Consider the following 16,276-nt stretch of genomic DNA (forward strand, 5'->3'; position numbering starts at 1 on the left):
ACCGGAATACTTTCAAGCCGTATGGAACGGAACGTCGCACCCTGTATGGGTGCGTGGATTGAAATTCTTTAACGTATGTACCTTGAGCGGTTTCTTGCTGTCGCACCCTGTATGGGTGCGTGGATTGAAATGTCTAAGTCTGGTCCGATTCAAGGAACGGTCGTAGTCGCACCCTGTATGGGTGCGTGGATTGAAATTCCAGAAATCCGTTGTAAGGCCTCATTACTGGCAGTCGCACCCTGTATGGGTGCGTGGATTGAAATCAGACTTCGTATTTGCCATTACCGCCACCCATGCCGCGTCGCACCCTGTATGGGTGCGTGGATTGAAATAGGAGGGGGCGAGGGTGAAGGGAAATCTAAAAAATGTCGCACCCTGTATGGGTGCGTGGATTGAAATGGGTAAAGTTTGCATACACCCAAGAGCAAGCTGCAGGTCGCACCCTGTATGGGTGCGTGGATTGAAATTTTGCGGCTGCTGCTGCTCAAGCAGAAACAACGGGTCGCACCCTGTATGGGTGCGTGGATTGAAATACATACTCACTTGAGTCACATATCAATCCGCGCTCGGTCGCACCCTGTATGGGTGCGTGGATTGAAATGTCAGGACTTACGAGACCAGAGAGACGGGAATCCTGTCGCACCCTGTATGGGTGCGTGGATTGAAATAGCATGTTCAGTAGTTTTTTCACTCACTTTTCTAAAGTCGCACCCTGTATGGGTGCGTGGATTGAAATCTCAACTGGAAATGTGAAATTCTCGTTGCCCTTGGTCGCACCCTGTATGGGTGCGTGGATTGAAATAAGCACGGCCTTACGGTTATGCAGTTCCCGGGCGGGTCGCACCCTGTATGGGTGCGTGGATTGAAATGATAAGACGGTCGCGGAACAATACGATTCCTTTGCGTCGCACCCTGTATGGGTGCGTGGATTGAAATTCCCCTGGTTTGTACCAATTTTCTGTGTGGATTTGGTCGCACCCTGTATGGGTGCGTGGATTGAAATCTTAAGTCGGTCATAGAGGGTCCGGTAATCGATAGTCGCACCCTGTATGGGTGCGTGGATTGAAATATGCCGATGAAACCACCGACAGCGACTCACCAGGAGTCGCACCCTGTATGGGTGCGTGGATTGAAATAAGTCGGGTGGTGATATGAATCATGTACGGAAGGTCGCACCCTGTATGGGTGCGTGGATTGAAATTTGGTCGGGCAGTTCCTGCGGGGAAAAGATCATCGTCGCACCCTGTATGGGTGCGTGGATTGAAATATCTGATTTCGCATGTCACCAAACTGTTGCTCAAGTCGCACCCTGTATGGGTGCGTGGATTGAAATATATCAACCTCTTGCTTATCAAGCCAACCGTAGGTCGCACCCTGTATGGGTGCGTGGATTGAAATAGTATGAGCAAGCGCAAAAGATATTGGGAGAAGCGGTCGCACCCTGTATGGGTGCGTGGATTGAAATTTTTGATCATACCACATAATGTTAAGTTAGAACAGTCGCACCCTGTATGGGTGCGTGGATTGAAATCTATGCACCCCTATAGTCATTAGATTCTCTATTCGTCGCACCCTGTATGGGTGCGTGGATTGAAATGAGATATCTTGGTTGACAGTGGCCTGGAATTCCGTCGCACCCTGTATGGGTGCGTGGATTGAAATTCACATTCATCGCTACCACCTCAATTTTCGGTAAGTCGCACCCTGTATGGGTGCGTGGATTGAAATATGTCATGAATAATTGTATTGATGGGTTTATAAACGTCGCACCCTGTATGGGTGCGTGGATTGAAATCACGGTTAGCCACGTAGAATGCAAGTGGAATCGTCGCACCCTGTATGGGTGCGTGGATTGAAATGTGCCATCTATACGTTCACCTCCGTTAGCATCGGCGTCGCACCCTGTATGGGTGCGTGGATTGAAATAGGAGCAGTATCTTGCGACCTTCTGACGCTGGATGTCGCACCCTGTATGGGTGCGTGGATTGAAATTTAATACGGGTAACGGTCCGATCCGGAGCAACTTGTCGCACCCTGTATGGGTGCGTGGATTGAAATAAGGATACCAGCCCGGCGACATGCGGGTAAAGCTCCAGTCGCACCCTGTATGGGTGCGTGGATTGAAATTCCCCTGGTTTGTACCAATTTTCTGTGTGGATTTGGTCGCACCCTGTATGGGTGCGTGGATTGAAATCTTAAGTCGGTCATAGAGGGTCCGGTAATCGATAGTCGCACCCTGTATGGGTGCGTGGATTGAAATACCCTCTGTCTGCTGCTCCTGTACCTTTGGCATAGGTCGCACCCTGTATGGGTGCGTGGATTGAAATATGCCGATGAAACCACCGACAGCGACTCACCAGGAGTCGCACCCTGTATGGGTGCGTGGATTGAAATTGCCCTCGGTCGTTTACATTAAACGGCTTGAGCGCGTCGCACCCTGTATGGGTGCGTGGATTGAAATAGTCCAAGATACTTAGCGATCCCAACAACGTGACCCGTCGCACCCTGTATGGGTGCGTGGATTGAAATGTTTGTTAATTTACCAGAGATATCAATTGTTTTTGCCAGTCGCACCCTGTATGGGTGCGTGGATTGAAATGTCTAATGCACTAGCCCAGCGTTCCAAATCACCAAGGTCGCACCCTGTATGGGTGCGTGGATTGAAATTGACGTATCAGCAATAACCTTTTCTTTGGAGTACGTCGCACCCTGTATGGGTGCGTGGATTGAAATAAAAGGTGATAGGAGATCCATCATGCTAAAAGGGGTCGCACCCTGTATGGGTGCGTGGATTGAAATGCATCAGGCACCAATATAAACACAAATGCAATTGAAGTCGCACCCTGTATGGGTGCGTGGATTGAAATATTTCAAACACACCACCGCCGAATACTTTCAGCGTTGTCGCACCCTGTATGGGTGCGTGGATTGAAATATCTAAAAGAGCGTATTGCTTTTCCTCACGTTCTCGTCGCACCCTGTATGGGTGCGTGGATTGAAATATTCGGCTCTCACCTCGTCTATGAACCGGTCAATGTCGCACCCTGTATGGGTGCGTGGATTGAAATTGCTGACCGGTTAAGACTGTCTTAGGTATCTGGGTCGCACCCTGTATGGGTGCGTGGATTGAAATTTGGAGATGACGGTAAGATTGTGGGGCTTGAAGAACGTCGCACCCTGTATGGGTGCGTGGATTGAAATATCTGCTATCTCTTTGGCAGTTTGCAAGAGATAAGTCGCACCCTGTATGGGTGCGTGGATTGAAATCTCCCACGGGAAAGAGAAGACAAAACGAATGATGTCGCACCCTGTATGGGTGCGTGGATTGAAATAAGCGATTGGTTTCGCAACTTGGCGAAGTCCTCTTCGTCGCACCCTGTATGGGTGCGTGGATTGAAATGTTGTAGCGCGTGACATATCCGACATGTCTAGGCGTCGCACCCTGTATGGGTGCGTGGATTGAAATAGTAGTATTGCAGGGTATATAAGGATTCGTATATAGTCGCACCCTGTATGGGTGCGTGGATTGAAATGCAGCATTAGCGTCGGCATAGAGGAGCGCACTCGTCGCACCCTGTATGGGTGCGTGGATTGAAATCCGATCCGAAAGCCGGGGGATACATCACAAGGAAGAGTCGCACCCTGTATGGGGTGCGTGGATTGAAATCAGTACATCGAGTAACAGAGGTAAAATGACGTAATCGTCGCACCTTGTATTGGTGCGTGGATTGAAATAAGCTTTGATATGGCGCTGCGTGACATATGTACCTTGTCGCACCCTGTATGGGTGCGTGGAATGTGCGTATGGTGATGCGTATGAACATTTCGTTTCATGAAGTGATCACCTTCGGGATTTCCCGTATGCATTACTGACCTACATTCATAAAATACGAAAATAATCCACTCCTAAGGTTTACCGTCTAAGTGGGTAATTTTTCTATGCTTATCATTCCCCTCTGTAGAGCTCAATAACGCAGCGAATATCATCCTTCATAACGATGGTTGTATTATTAGCATACAACCTCCTCAACAAAACACAACCCCAACCCAAAAAAACAAAGAGACCGCGCTGGCGTACCTTCTATAATGTAGGTTATTAGACATCGAGAGGGCGTGATGGGATGAAGCGCGACGAATGGATGGACGGTGCCGGACTTGAACAGGAACGGCCGGATGCATGGATACATGCTGAGAAGCGAGCGAACGATCATGTCCTGAACCGGCGATTGGCTTGGTGGCGAGAGGCTCGCTTGGGGTTATTCGTGCACTGGGGGCCTTATTCGATGATGGGCGGAATATGGAACGGAGCGCGCGTGGATGCGAATTATGCGGAGCATATCCAGCTGCGCGGGAAGATTCCGGTGTCGGAGTACGCGCAGGCGGCGGCCGGTATGAATCCGGAAGCTTTCGATGCGCGTGAGTGGGTGCTGCTGGCGAAGCGGGCGGGGGCGAAGTACCTCATCGTGACGGCGAAGCATCATGACGGGTTCGCAATGTACGACTCCAAGGTGAGTAATTATTCGCTGACCCGTCACGCAAATTTCCCGCGTGATCCGATCAAGGAACTGGCAGAGGCCTGTGAGGCCGAAGGAATCCGGCTCGGGATCTACTATTCCCATGCGATGGATTGGCACCACCCGGATTCGCAAGGGAACACGCTCGATTATCCGGATAACGTCGGTGCCTGGGATCTGCTGGAGGAATGGATCGGGGATGACGACAAGCGAGATCGCTTTGAGCGTTACCTGCAAGAGAAGGCACTTCCGCAGGTGGAAGAACTGCTGACGGAGTATGGCCCCATCGGGCTGATGTGGTTCGATTGTGGCCATAAGATCACTGACGAGCAGGCGATCTGGTTCCGAGATCGGGTTCGGCGACTGCAGCCGGATTGCCTGATCAACAAGCGGCTGCGGGATGATCGGTTTGCCGATTACGGCAATCCGCATGACAACCAGCTCCGGTTCCACCCGGTGCAGCCGGATTGGGAGTCGATTCACACCCTGAATGATTCGTGGGGATTTCGGTACGGCGATGAGAACTGGAAGCAACCCGAAGAACTAATCGACCAATTGCTGCGGGTCGCAGCGGACGGCGGCAACCTGGTGCTAAATGTGGGACCACTGGGGAGCGGAGCGATTGACGATACGTCTAGAAGCTTGTTTGAGACGATTGGCGCCTTCATGGAACGCAGCGGCGAGGCGATCTATGGCACGAGCGGAAGCCCGATCGGTACGCCGCAGTGGGGTTATTGTACGTGGAAACCGGAAGCAGATATCTTGTACCTGCTGGTCAGGGATTGGCCCCAGGACGGCATCCTGATATTACCTGGACTCGCCAGCGAAATTCGATATGCGCGCCCCCTGGGAATGAAGATGAACGAGTGGAATCTACCGATACAACGTTTGAACGAATGGGATTGGCAGATCGATGTGCGTTCGGTACATCCGGACGCTTATGCTACGGTGATAGAGCTGAAGCTGGACGGGGAATTGAGGACGTCCACAACACCGAGATTTATTTCTCAAATGCCGAATCTCTTCTGGGCATATGATGGGGCCATCGAGGGGGATGGACTGCGATACGACAACGGCAAGCGTGGTCATGATGCGTCAGTGATTGGACGAACCCCGACGCCGCGGTGGGCTGGACGTTTCGAACGGAAGAAGAAACGGCGATCCGATGTTATGTACGGGTCACCTATGCTGCCGCAGCGAATCAGGCCGGCGGGCAATTTGAGTTCTCGCTCGATCAACAGAAGCTGATATGTACCGTGGAGGATACCGGCCGGGACGACCAGTGGGGCGAGTTTGAAATAGGCTGCATCACAATCCCCGCAAGAGGTCTTCATGTTCTCCAGATTCAGGGAATCAGGCTGGCAACGGCCGATACCCTAATGAATTTACGTAAGGTTGCGCTCGTACCGATGGAAGGGAGTGAAGATGCGTGAAAATCGTATTTGATCCGGCACCGATAGCTGGCGGTTTTCGGATACCGGGTTATTGGGTTTGGTGCGGGAGCGTCGTTCACGGCGAAGATGGACGCTACCATATGTTCGCTTCGCGTTGGCCGACATCCTTGCCGATGCATCCCGGATGGCTTGCGGCTTCGGAGATCGTCCGGGCCGTCGCCGACCAGCCTGCCGGACCGTACCGCTATGAGGAGACGGTGCTGGGAAGCAGGTCACCGGCCTATTGGGACGGGTGCAGCGTGCATAACCCCCATATCGTCAAAATCGATGGTACATACGTGCTGTATTACATGGGCACCACCTTCCCTTTTCCTGTGCCGGACGAAGGGCAGGATCTGCGTCCTGATGATCCGCTCGCTATCGTAGCCAGAGCGAATAAACGGATCGGCATCGCCACGGCCCCTTCCGTAACCGGTCCTTGGACGCGCAGGAATGCCCCGGTCCTGCTGCCGCGCCCGGATCGGTTTGACAGCTTTTTTGTATCCAATCCGGCTCCTTACGTTCGGGAGGATGGGACGGTGCAGCTGATCTATAAATCGCGTCCTTATGTCGGCCGCTCCTATGGCAACATGCAGCTTGGCTTGGCCCGTGCGACATCCGCCGGCGGTCCGTACGTTCGTCAACCGGAGCCGCTCTTTCCTCCTGCCGTACATATCGAGGACCCCTTTATCTGGCGTACGCCCCGTGGGTACGAGATGATCGCCAAGGACATGGACGGCTCCATCTGCGGAGAGCGTTATGGGGGTATTCATGCTTGGTCTTCACACGGGGAGCGGTGGGAGATAACAACCACAACAGGCCATCCGGTATATTCGCGCCAGGTACAATGGGATGATGGACAGCTGCGGTTGATGGGGAATCTGGAGCGCCCGTTCCTGCTGATGGAGGGCGGACGTCCGACGTGGATGTTCGCCGCTACGTCCGACGGCAGTAACGGCTTCCATGATTGTACGGAGACATGGAACATGGCGATTCCGATAAGGGATATCATTTTTGAATGACAAATGAACCATCTACGAAGTCATATAGGGTGAAATTCTTATAGAAGCCTCTTGGTGTGGCGCGGCTAGTTACAGACGGCCGCGTACACAAGGAGCTCTTTTGTTAGCAATCGTAAAAAAACACATCGACAAACAAATGCCGCCATTGTTGGTACAGCCCTTCGCTTATACGATGAACAGGAAGGCAAACTTACAACGGGAGGTCCTTATGGCGAACATCAACCAAGCACGCGGCACGCATCTTCCGCTCGCAACCGGGAATGGTTATCCAGCTTTCGCAAATACAAGGCGATATACTTGATCTCGATTCCAGGCATCCTCTATTTTCTCGTATTCAAATACGTGCCGTTATTCGGCAGCGCGATGGCTTTTCAGGAGTACAACTTATTCAAGGGCATTTGGGAAAGTCCTTGGGTAGGACTGGATCAATTCTACCGCATGTTTCAGTACGATGAGTTCATTCGCATATTCTGGAATACGCTGCTGATCGGGATGTACAGCATCGTATTCGCGTTTCCGATCCCGATTATTCTGGCCCTGCTGCTCAATGAGATTCGAATCGTGTTATACAAGCGGGTGCTGCAGACGGTCATCTACATGCCGCATTTCCTGTCATGGGTCATTATCGGCGGGATCGCGGTAGGCATTCTGTCTCCCACCACGGGCATCATCAATCAGATTCTAATGTGGCTAGGCATGGAACCGATCTATTTCCTGGGTGAAGAAGGTTATATACGCAGCATTCTCATCGGTTCGGGTATCTGGAAGGAAGCCGGCTGGGGAACGATTATCTATTTGGCTGCACTGGCAGGCATAAATCCCGATTTATATGAAGCTGCACGCGTCGACGGTGCGAACCGGTGGCGACAGACCTTATCGATCACCATTCCGTCCATTCTGCCAACGATCATGATTCTGTTCCTGCTGAACATCGGTAATTTCCTCGATTTTGGATTTGAGCGGGTATTCGTATTCTTGAATGCGCTTAACGAGAGCAAGGGCGACATTCTGGATACGTACATTTATCGCGTAGGTCTGCTTGGACAGCAATACAGCTATACGACGGCCATCGGATTGTTCAAATCCCTCATTGGGCTGCTGCTCATTGTAGGCGGTAACGCGATCAGCCGCAAAACGACTGGAAATTCCTTATACTAGGCAGGTGACTGAAACCATGATAAAAAGATCGAAGAGTGAAGTCGTATTTGAAATGTTCAACTATATATTCCTTGCGGTTATATCGGGTGCCATGATCTTCCCGATCTTGCACGTAGCCGCGCAATCGCTGAGCAGTGATCTGGCGATATCCAGAGGGGACGTTGGGCTCTGGCCGGTGGAGTTCACCTGGTCCAATTATGCGGTCGTGTTGAATGATACGTCCGTATGGCGCTCCTTCATGATTAGCGTCCTTGTCACCGTGCTTGGGACGGCGATCAACCTGATCGCAACGGCTTCGCTGGCCTACCCACTGTCGCGCACTGAGTATAACGGGCGCAAAGCCATCCTGATGCTGGTGCTCATCACCTTCATCTTCAGCGCGCCACTCATCCCGAACTACTTGCTGATCAAATCGCTCAGTATGCTGGATACGGTATGGGCCTTGATGATTCCAGGCGCGATCAGTGCATATAACCTGTTCATCATGCGCTCGTTCTTCATGAATCTACCGAATGAAATCATCGATTCGGCCGGATCGACGGGTGCGGAGAGCTGCGGATTATCTCAAGCATCGTGCTGCCGTTATCGAAACCGGTCATGGCCACGATGGGATTGTTCTACGCGGTTGCGCATTGGAATTCCTACTCGTCCGCTCTATACTATATCAATGACCGAAAGCTGTTTCCGCTTCAGGTTCGGCTGCGTGAGATCGTGATTACCGATCAGATGGGAGAGATGGATACCACGTTCGATACTTTGGCCAACATGTCTCCGGAAGGGATCAAGATGGCGACGATTGTTATCGCCACGCTGCCGATCATTATGGTCTATCCGTTTTTACAGAAATATTTCATTAAAGGCATGCTCATCGGCTCGATCAAATCCTGATCGTAAAAGAACACAATCCATAATAAGAACGCCAATACGGAATATGGCCCTGATAAGCTAAGATGAAGTGGAAATTAAGAAAGCGCTTACGATAAATGAACCTGCTTGCTTATTTATTTCTGATAAAAAGGGGAGAGGTTGGATGAGGAAAGGTTTCACCGTAATGTTGATCGGCACGATGATCATGGCACTGCTTGCGGGCTGCGGCGGCAAGGAAGGGAGCACCGGGAACGACCATGCGACGAAACCGGGTTCCGTGGCTGCGTCCAACAAACTGGCATTCTCGATCTCCTTCTCCACCGGCGGTAACACCTACATCGAATCCTCACCCGACATTAACAAGGATAAATGGGTGCTCAAACTGGAGGAGATGACGAATACGGATCTCGATATCCGCTTGATGTCCCATAAGGAATTTGATCAGAAGATGAGCTTGATGTTTGCGGGCAACGATATTCCGGACGTCGTGGGGAACATGCGCGGGGGTCCGACCACAGGTTCTATGTCCGGCTCGGTGGAAGCCGGGGTATTCATGCCGCTGGACGATCTGCTTAAGGAGCATGCACCGAATCTGATGAACATGGTCACTCCGGCGGCATGGGAGGAAACATCGTATGACGGTAAAATCTACGGCATCCCGGCTTGGTTGGAGAATCCCTCACGCCGTGCGACGTTTATTCGCACGGATCTGATGGCGAAGGCCGGAATCAAGGAAGCGCCAAGGACGGTGGAGCAATACCTGGATATGCTTCGGGCGTTCAAGCAGCTGGGCGTGGAGCATCCGTTCCAATACCGGGAAGGCTTCAAGTATGCAGATACCTTCCTCGGGGCGTATGACGTGCTGCCCTTTCAGTTCATGGAGATGGACGGCGAGGTTGTGCCGAAGTTCTTCAACGTGGAGAACATGACCAAGGCCTTGGAGACTTATAAGACGCTGTATGATGAGGCTTGATTCCGAAGGATTTCGCCTCGCTCTCCCAAGAGGATTACGGCCGTAACATCAACTCAGGCAAAGCCGGCATGTGGGCCTCCAATGGCGAGGGGTTGATCGGATTCCGTGCGAAGCTGCTGGAAGTGGATCCTGAGATGAAGGTGGATATCTACCCGTCGCCTACCGGCCTGGATGGCAAGGGCGGTCTAGGTTTATACAGCTCGATCTCGACGGCGTACTACATCAATAACAAGGTTGGCGAGGAAAAAGCGATTGAGATTATCCAATTCCTCGATTGGATGTTGACGGAGGAAGCCGACATGTTCTTCTCCTTCGGCATCGAAGGCGAGAATTACACGCTGGACAACGGTGAGGTCAATTATCGGTGGCCGGTAAAGAAACAAGAAGTGGATGAAGCCGGCTTCCGAGCCAACCAGCTCTGGTTCGTGCATGAGTTGACCTACAATAAGAAGCAGACGGCACTGACCGAGGACGGCAGGAATGTGGTGACGGCTTTCAATGACGTATTAAGCAACGAGGGCCGTGGCGGCATTACGTTCACCACGAATCTGAACAGTTTCTCCAAGTTCCCGGACCTGGCCTCAACCGGCGATACTGGACCAAAATTCATTTTGGACAGCATGGTGAAGATGATTTACGGCAAGCAGCCGATCTCCGATTGGCCGAAGGTGCTGGAGGAATACCGAGCCAAGGGCGGGGATGAGATTATCAAGGAGGCGACCGAGCGTTGGAAGAACAAGGATAACGTCACGGATCGTACGCGGTAGCTTGATATTTTACAGTGAAGATAGGCTGCAAGACATCTCCTGCGAATCCGATTCTTCCTGTACAATAGGTCAATATGTAAGCGTTTAACTAAGTGAGTGATGTTGTAGAAAACTAAGGTATCCGCCGGTCGCGTCAGGTGTCCGCTGCGGATACCTTCTTGTTCAATTTCATGCACGCCTCATCTCTTAATCTTCTACATACAGGAGGCTACAATTATGCGGTTACTGATTGCTGATGATGAACCTGTCATTCGAAGAGGGCTGGTCAAGATGGCGGAGACGTATCGTATGCCGTTTGATGAGATTCATACGGCAGTGAACGGAGAACATGCGCTCTCCATGGTCAAGGAAACTGAGCCGGATGTATTGTTGACCGATATTCGCATGCCGAGAATGGGAGGCTTGGAGCTATGCCAGGAGCTGCACGAGCAGTACGGACATATCCAGATGATTGTCATCTCCGGTTACGGCGAGTTTCAGTATGCCCAGCAGTGCTTGGCATATGGCGTTAAGCATTATCTGCTAAAGCCGGTAACGGGTGTGATGCTGCACCAGACCTTTGATGCGATCATGAAGTATCGCAACAAAGGGATCGTATCCTTGGCTTCTTACGTGGATTGGATCGAGGATATGGGTCAAGAGATATGGATGCTGCAGACGGAGAGGCTCGATGAACTTCTGGTGGAGTGGAGGGTTCATCTGCAAGCCGCGGGTCTAAGTGTGCAGCAGCTTCAACAACTGCTGGACGATGCGGTGGGGATGATCTTTCGTCGACTCGTATCCAAAGGTTATATGGAAGTCTCGGTCATTGACCCGGTTGGCCATTATCCTACTCAGGAACAGTTGCTTCACGAGTATGAACTGCGAATCAAACAGATGACGGCGGATCTGGTGACCCAGCGTTGGGGAAATTTCAAAAATCCGCTGGATGAGGTGAAATCTTATATCGATACCCATCTGTCGGAAGAGATCACGCTGGATGAAGTGGCTGAAATGGCGGGTTACACGCCGACGTATTTCAGCGCGATGTTCAAGAAGATGACGGGCGAAACCTTTGTCAGGTACCGTATTCACCGCCGTATGGAGCGGGCGAAGGAACTGCTGGCGGTGCCTCATATGCGTATTATTGACGTAGCAGCGAACGTCGGTTATGAGGACTATCCCCATTTCACGAAAATGTTCAAGAAAGTGACGGGGCACACGCCGACGGAATATCGAACGATGCTGGGATTCAACGGATGAAAAACAAACTGTATCGGAGACTGTTCTTGTACTGCGTCTCCATTATCGTACTCTCTTCGCTATTAATCGGGGTCGTCACGTATTCTCGTTCCTCGGCTGAGCTTGACCGGCAGTTGGATCGCCATATGTCACAGATTGTGCAGAACGCGCTCAATCACACGGATCTGTACATCAAATCCTATGATCGGACGATGATTACGCTGTTGACGAATCGGGAGCTGAAGAAATTCGTCGACCTGCCGAATCCGGCGGATCATTACGATTATTATCAGATCAGCTCCACGATCAAAGACACGGTATTCCGGCCTTTAATGGATCGAGGACCGGAACTGCTGACGATGTACCTTATCTCAGGCAGCGGAAACGCGACGTACATCTTCGGCTCCGATTTCGCGACGCCAGTGTTCAGCGAGGAGGACCGATCGAAGCAATTAGCGGATCTTCGAGGTTATACCAAAGATGAAACCGGCCTTATGATCCATACCGAGAGCATCATTCCAGGTAGAAGCGGCAGCGTTGTGCGCATGACAAGAGAGATTCGAGGATTGTCCTCCACCGCCCTGAAGGGCGTGCTCGCCATGGAAGTCCGATCCGAGGAGTTATCGAGTCTCTGGCAAGGGATCGATCTGGGCGAGCGCGGTTACTTCTATATTGCCGATGTCAATGGCAACATGGTTTACCAGCCGGAGCATCTTCTGGATGATCCGGCTTCACCCGCCGAAGATCCGAAGCTGACCGCGGCTATCATGGGAGCCAGCGAGGAGTCCTTCAAATACACGACGGCCGATGGGGAGAACCGTGTATTCATGACGCGAATGTCTCCGTATTCCGGATGGCGTCTGGTTGCTTCAATACCGCTGGAAGAGTGGCGCGAGCCAATTGCCAATATTCGGACAACCGTCTGGACGATAGGCTTCATAAGCCTGGTCACCGCGTGTCTTCTTGCTTATCGGTTTACTCGTTCGATTACCCGGCCGATTCAGACAATCATTCGCGGGATGCGAGAGACGGAGCAGGGGCGATGGGTTCAGCTCAAGCTTCCGAAGCGAGATGATGAGCTGACGGAAATGATGCAGCGCTATAATCTGATGGTGACCCGCCTCTCAGAGTTGATTGAGCGCGTGTACGAGACGGAGTTGCAACAGCAGAAGATGGTGAACGAGCGGCAGAATGCAGAATTTCAAGCGCTGCAGCTTCAGATTAATCCGCACTTCATGTATAACACGCTGGAGACGATTGTCTGTTATGCCGAAGTGGAAGGCTCATCCGAGATTACCGAAATGGTGTCCTCGCTTGGTTTCATGATGCGCTATTCGCTGCTGACGTCGCTGGAGGAGATTACGGTCGCCAACGAACTGAAGCATGTCCTGAATTACATGACGATCATGAAGCACCGGCATGATATGGAGTTTGACCTTCGAGTCGAGGTTCCCCATGAGCTGCTATTATTCAAAATGGTACGCCTGACGCTGCAGCCGTTAATCGAAAATGCATTTCAACATGCATTTCCGGACGGAATTGAGGAATCGCAGCATATCACCATTTCGGCCGGCTGCAGCGAGGACGCCTTCTGGGTCAGCGTGACCGATAACGGAATCGGAATGTCCCCCCACCAGTTGAACGAGATCCGTGCACGATTATCTTATCAGGCGGACCATATCGATGTATCATCTGCGGCGTCTTCCCTAAACGTCAGTGGGACGGGGGGCATCGGGCTGTTGAATGTACACCGGCGAATTCAGCTCGTATTCGGCGACAGTTATGGACTTCGGGTCAGCTCGGAAGGAGAGGGTAGAGGAACCACGATCCGAATGCTCATGCCGCATCCGCGTCTCCATGTAAGGGGCTGATCTAGACTTTGGATCATTCTCGGTAACTCGGGCGAGCTTTCCATGGGCGCCCCTTTTCCAAGGAATCACACCTCCTCTGTCTGTGTTACGAAAAAGGATGCTTTTGTGCAGGCTTTTACATCGGAATTTATCCCTTTAGCAGAAAAAGATGCGTATATGCAGGTTTTGATCACCCATTTGACCGAATAAGCCCTTACTTGAGTTAAAAGCCTGCATATTTGCAGGCTTTTGTTAGAAAATTGCATTTTCGCCTCTAATTCCTGCATATTTGCAGGAATTTCTTTCTACTGGTGATCTATCGGGCATTCACGAAGTCTACTATCCGTAAGAAGTCGGCCCCTTAATTTATTTTGAATGCTAATCTGGTGTTACTTCATGCGTTAGATGGTGTGACAGGCGTCAGATGGATTGATACCCCACCGTATACCTTTAGGCGAACATGCAAGACATCTTCGGCACGAACGGATTGCGTATGAACTTCTAAGGGCGGGAGCTTGGACCGATATCGGTATTCATCGGGCTCCGCCTTCTCCGAATAAATCACGGCCTGATAAGTTCCCGTACCTTCAAGAAAGTCGAGCGGGATACTGGCATCCCGGCCGCCGGCCGCACAGATCGAGGCGATAAACCATTCGTCTCCTGACCTCCTTGCCAGGGTAACGAAGCGCCCCGGATACCCTTCCAGCAGGACGGTCTCGTCCCAGACAGCCGGGACGGCGGCCAGCAGCGGCTGCCCCGGATGATCAGCGTATACCGAGATAGCATCGGCATAATGCTGGATACCGGATTCGAAGAGGATGGATAGTGCCAGTTGGAGTCCTTGCGTCGTGCGCGTCTTCTTACTGAAGGTGACCGGCGTGAAATCCATCGAACCGATCACGTTCCGGGTGAACGGCAGCGTACACAGATGGACAGCGTTGGGTCCTTCGCTCTGTGCCCGGTAATATTCCGCGCCGTAGACGCCTTCTCGCGTCATGACATGTGGCCAGGTTCGATGCTCGCCGCCGGGCTTCGTAGAGCCATGGAAATTGACCATGAGCGGTGCCTGGCCGCTGATTCGGCAATGGCATCATAGATTTGAATCGTCTGCTGGTTATCGCTGTCGAAGAAATCCACCTTGATGCCAACCGCTCCCCAGGAAGCCCATAGGGCGAGCTTCTCCTCAAGCAATGCTTCGGTTGCAAGCCCCTTATAATGCGTCCATAGCCAGATGCCAACGCCGCGCTGCTTCACATAGGCGATGAGTTCAGGTACGTTCAGGACGCCTTCCCAGCCACCATCCACCACGCTGTATTCCCATCCCATCTCGGCAGCAAAATCCACATGCTGCCGCTGGGTCTTCATATCGCCGCATGTATCGCCTTCCGCATACCAGGACCATGCGGCTCTGCCCGGGGTAATCCAGGAGACATCTTCTATGATGGACGGAGCGCTCAGATGGGTAGTCAGGGAGGAAGCGACTAATGTTTCAAGCGTGCCAATGATCATGACGCGCCAAGGTGTAGTGAAGGGAAGTTGCGCCTGGACGGACGTAAACTGATCCGGCGCAAAAGCGGTTCGAAGGTGTCGGCCGTTATTAGCATCGACCACGAGGTGACTGGCACCATAATGGCCATGAACGGCAGCCTCCGTCAGGAGCATCCACTCATCTTCTCCAAGTTGAACGAGCAGCGGGAATCCATAGTGACCGCCCTTCAGATGCTCCGGCATGGCATGATCATAGGTTCGCTCGTAACAGCGCATGAACGGCTGTGCCCACACGTTGAGCAGCTGTGATGCGGGGAGATAGAATCCGGACTCTTCCCTTTCGATCTGCAGTTCTCCTTCCCCAAGCAGCTCATATCGGTAAGCGACGCATCCCGGAACATGCGAAAGCGAATGAGCATTTGTTGATTGTTGGCGGAAGCAAGAAGAACCAACTCGTTGGCTTCGTATGATTGCGAGGTTTGTTTACCGGTAATGAGCTCATAATCCTCGCTGATCGTGTTGTATTCGACGCTTGAATCCTCAAGCCGTGTTCGGAATGCCAGCGGTCTGTCGTAAGCCCGAGTGGGGAGCGGTCGAGAACGGGACGATTATGCTGCCATACCGAGTAATATAGAATGCCGCCGGACTCTTGTTCCAGCAAGAGCTGCAACAAACCGTCAGGCGATTGGAGCTGTATGTTGAACGGCTCCGATGGACTGCTTGATGGGTCATATACCATGAATGGGGCTCCTTTCCTGTTTGAAGGATGACGTATTTCTGAATCAGCCTCATTGCAACGACAAATAGATCCCGATGCATACGGCTTTGTTCGCTCTGGGTTGTGTTTTCTTAGGGTGCAAGAATCCATAAAAAAACACGTGCGCTCCGCAAGTTACGGCATGGTCCGGCAGGCAGCGGCTGGTTTAACATAGAAGCGATATCAGAAGCTATATGGAGGGGAGGCTGCCAGTTCATCACGGGTT

8 protein-coding genes, 3 pseudogenes and 1 CRISPR repeat array are annotated in these 16,276 nt (G+C 51.9%); of the genes and pseudogenes, 8 read left to right on the forward strand and 3 right to left on the reverse strand.

The genetic code is table 11. The annotated features are described in order from the left end of the window. Positions 1 to 33 precede the first annotated feature (33 nt). A CRISPR array of direct repeats spans positions 34 to 3,802; the repeat unit is 32 nt; unit sequence GTCGCACCCTGTATGGGTGCGTGGATTGAAAT. A gap of 319 nt (positions 3,803 to 4,121) precedes the next feature. From JCM10914_RS14085 to JCM10914_RS14120, 8 genes and pseudogenes are all read left to right on the forward strand, one after another. Further along, positions 4,122 to 5,762 (forward strand): alpha-L-fucosidase, encoded by a 1,641-nt coding sequence (locus JCM10914_RS14085; protein WP_023961974.1) that lies wholly within the window; start codon positions 4,122 to 4,124, stop codon positions 5,760 to 5,762. Positions 5,763 to 5,770: 8 nt separating this feature from the next. Further along, positions 5,771 to 5,947, forward strand: coding sequence for a hypothetical protein (locus tag JCM10914_RS30335; protein WP_023961975.1), 177 nt, complete (start codon positions 5,771 to 5,773; stop codon positions 5,945 to 5,947). Then, the gene (locus tag JCM10914_RS14090) at positions 5,944 to 6,969 is read left to right on the forward strand and encodes a glycoside hydrolase family protein (RefSeq protein ID WP_023961976.1); all 1,026 of its coding nucleotides are present in this window, start codon (positions 5,944 to 5,946) and stop codon (positions 6,967 to 6,969) included. Before JCM10914_RS30335 ends, JCM10914_RS14090 begins: the two co-directional genes overlap by 4 nt. 144 nt (positions 6,970 to 7,113) lie before the next feature. Then, positions 7,114 to 8,127: a sugar ABC transporter permease gene (locus JCM10914_RS14100; protein ID WP_081739796.1), complete on the forward strand. Its 1,014-nt coding sequence runs from the start codon at positions 7,114 to 7,116 to the stop codon at positions 8,125 to 8,127. 16 nt (positions 8,128 to 8,143) lie between these two features. Further along, a pseudogene (locus JCM10914_RS14105) lies at positions 8,144 to 9,015 on the forward strand (carbohydrate ABC transporter permease). A 142-nt stretch (positions 9,016 to 9,157) separates the two neighbouring features. Beyond that, positions 9,158 to 10,734: pseudogene (locus JCM10914_RS14110) on the forward strand (extracellular solute-binding protein). A gap of 216 nt (positions 10,735 to 10,950) precedes the next feature. Next, entirely contained in the window at positions 10,951 to 11,976 is a 1,026-nt protein-coding gene (locus tag JCM10914_RS14115) for a helix-turn-helix domain-containing protein (RefSeq protein WP_023961986.1), read from the forward strand. After that, positions 11,973 to 13,826 (forward strand): sensor histidine kinase, encoded by a 1,854-nt coding sequence (locus JCM10914_RS14120; protein ID WP_023961988.1) that lies wholly within the window; start codon positions 11,973 to 11,975, stop codon positions 13,824 to 13,826. The genes JCM10914_RS14115 and JCM10914_RS14120 overlap by 4 nt, the downstream gene beginning before the upstream one ends. Positions 13,827 to 14,199: 373 nt before the next feature. Here the strand turns inward: JCM10914_RS14120 and JCM10914_RS14125 are convergent, their stop codons facing one another. The 3 genes and pseudogenes from JCM10914_RS14125 to JCM10914_RS31395 all read right to left on the reverse strand — a co-directional run bounded on the left by JCM10914_RS14125 (position 14,200) and on the right by JCM10914_RS31395 (position 16,032). Then, complete coding sequence (locus tag JCM10914_RS14125; RefSeq protein WP_370570253.1) at positions 14,200 to 14,637, reverse strand: glycoside hydrolase family 97 C-terminal domain-containing protein; 438 nt, start codon at positions 14,635 to 14,637, stop codon at positions 14,200 to 14,202. Further along, positions 14,623 to 15,764, reverse strand: a pseudogene (locus JCM10914_RS31390) (glycoside hydrolase family 97 catalytic domain-containing protein); the annotation flags it as partial. The pseudogene JCM10914_RS31390 and the gene JCM10914_RS14125, both read right to left, overlap by 15 nt. Continuing rightward, positions 15,664 to 16,032 carry a glycoside hydrolase family 97 N-terminal domain-containing protein gene (locus JCM10914_RS31395; RefSeq protein WP_052019798.1) on the reverse strand — a complete coding sequence of 123 codons (369 nt, stop codon included), beginning with the start codon at positions 16,030 to 16,032 and terminating at the stop codon, positions 15,664 to 15,666. The pseudogene JCM10914_RS31390 and the gene JCM10914_RS31395, both read right to left, overlap by 101 nt. Positions 16,033 to 16,276: the final 244 nt, after the last annotated feature.

The organism is Paenibacillus sp. JCM 10914 (genome assembly GCF_001315105.1).
Classification (GTDB): Bacteria; Bacillota; Bacilli; order Paenibacillales; family Paenibacillaceae; genus Paenibacillus_AQ.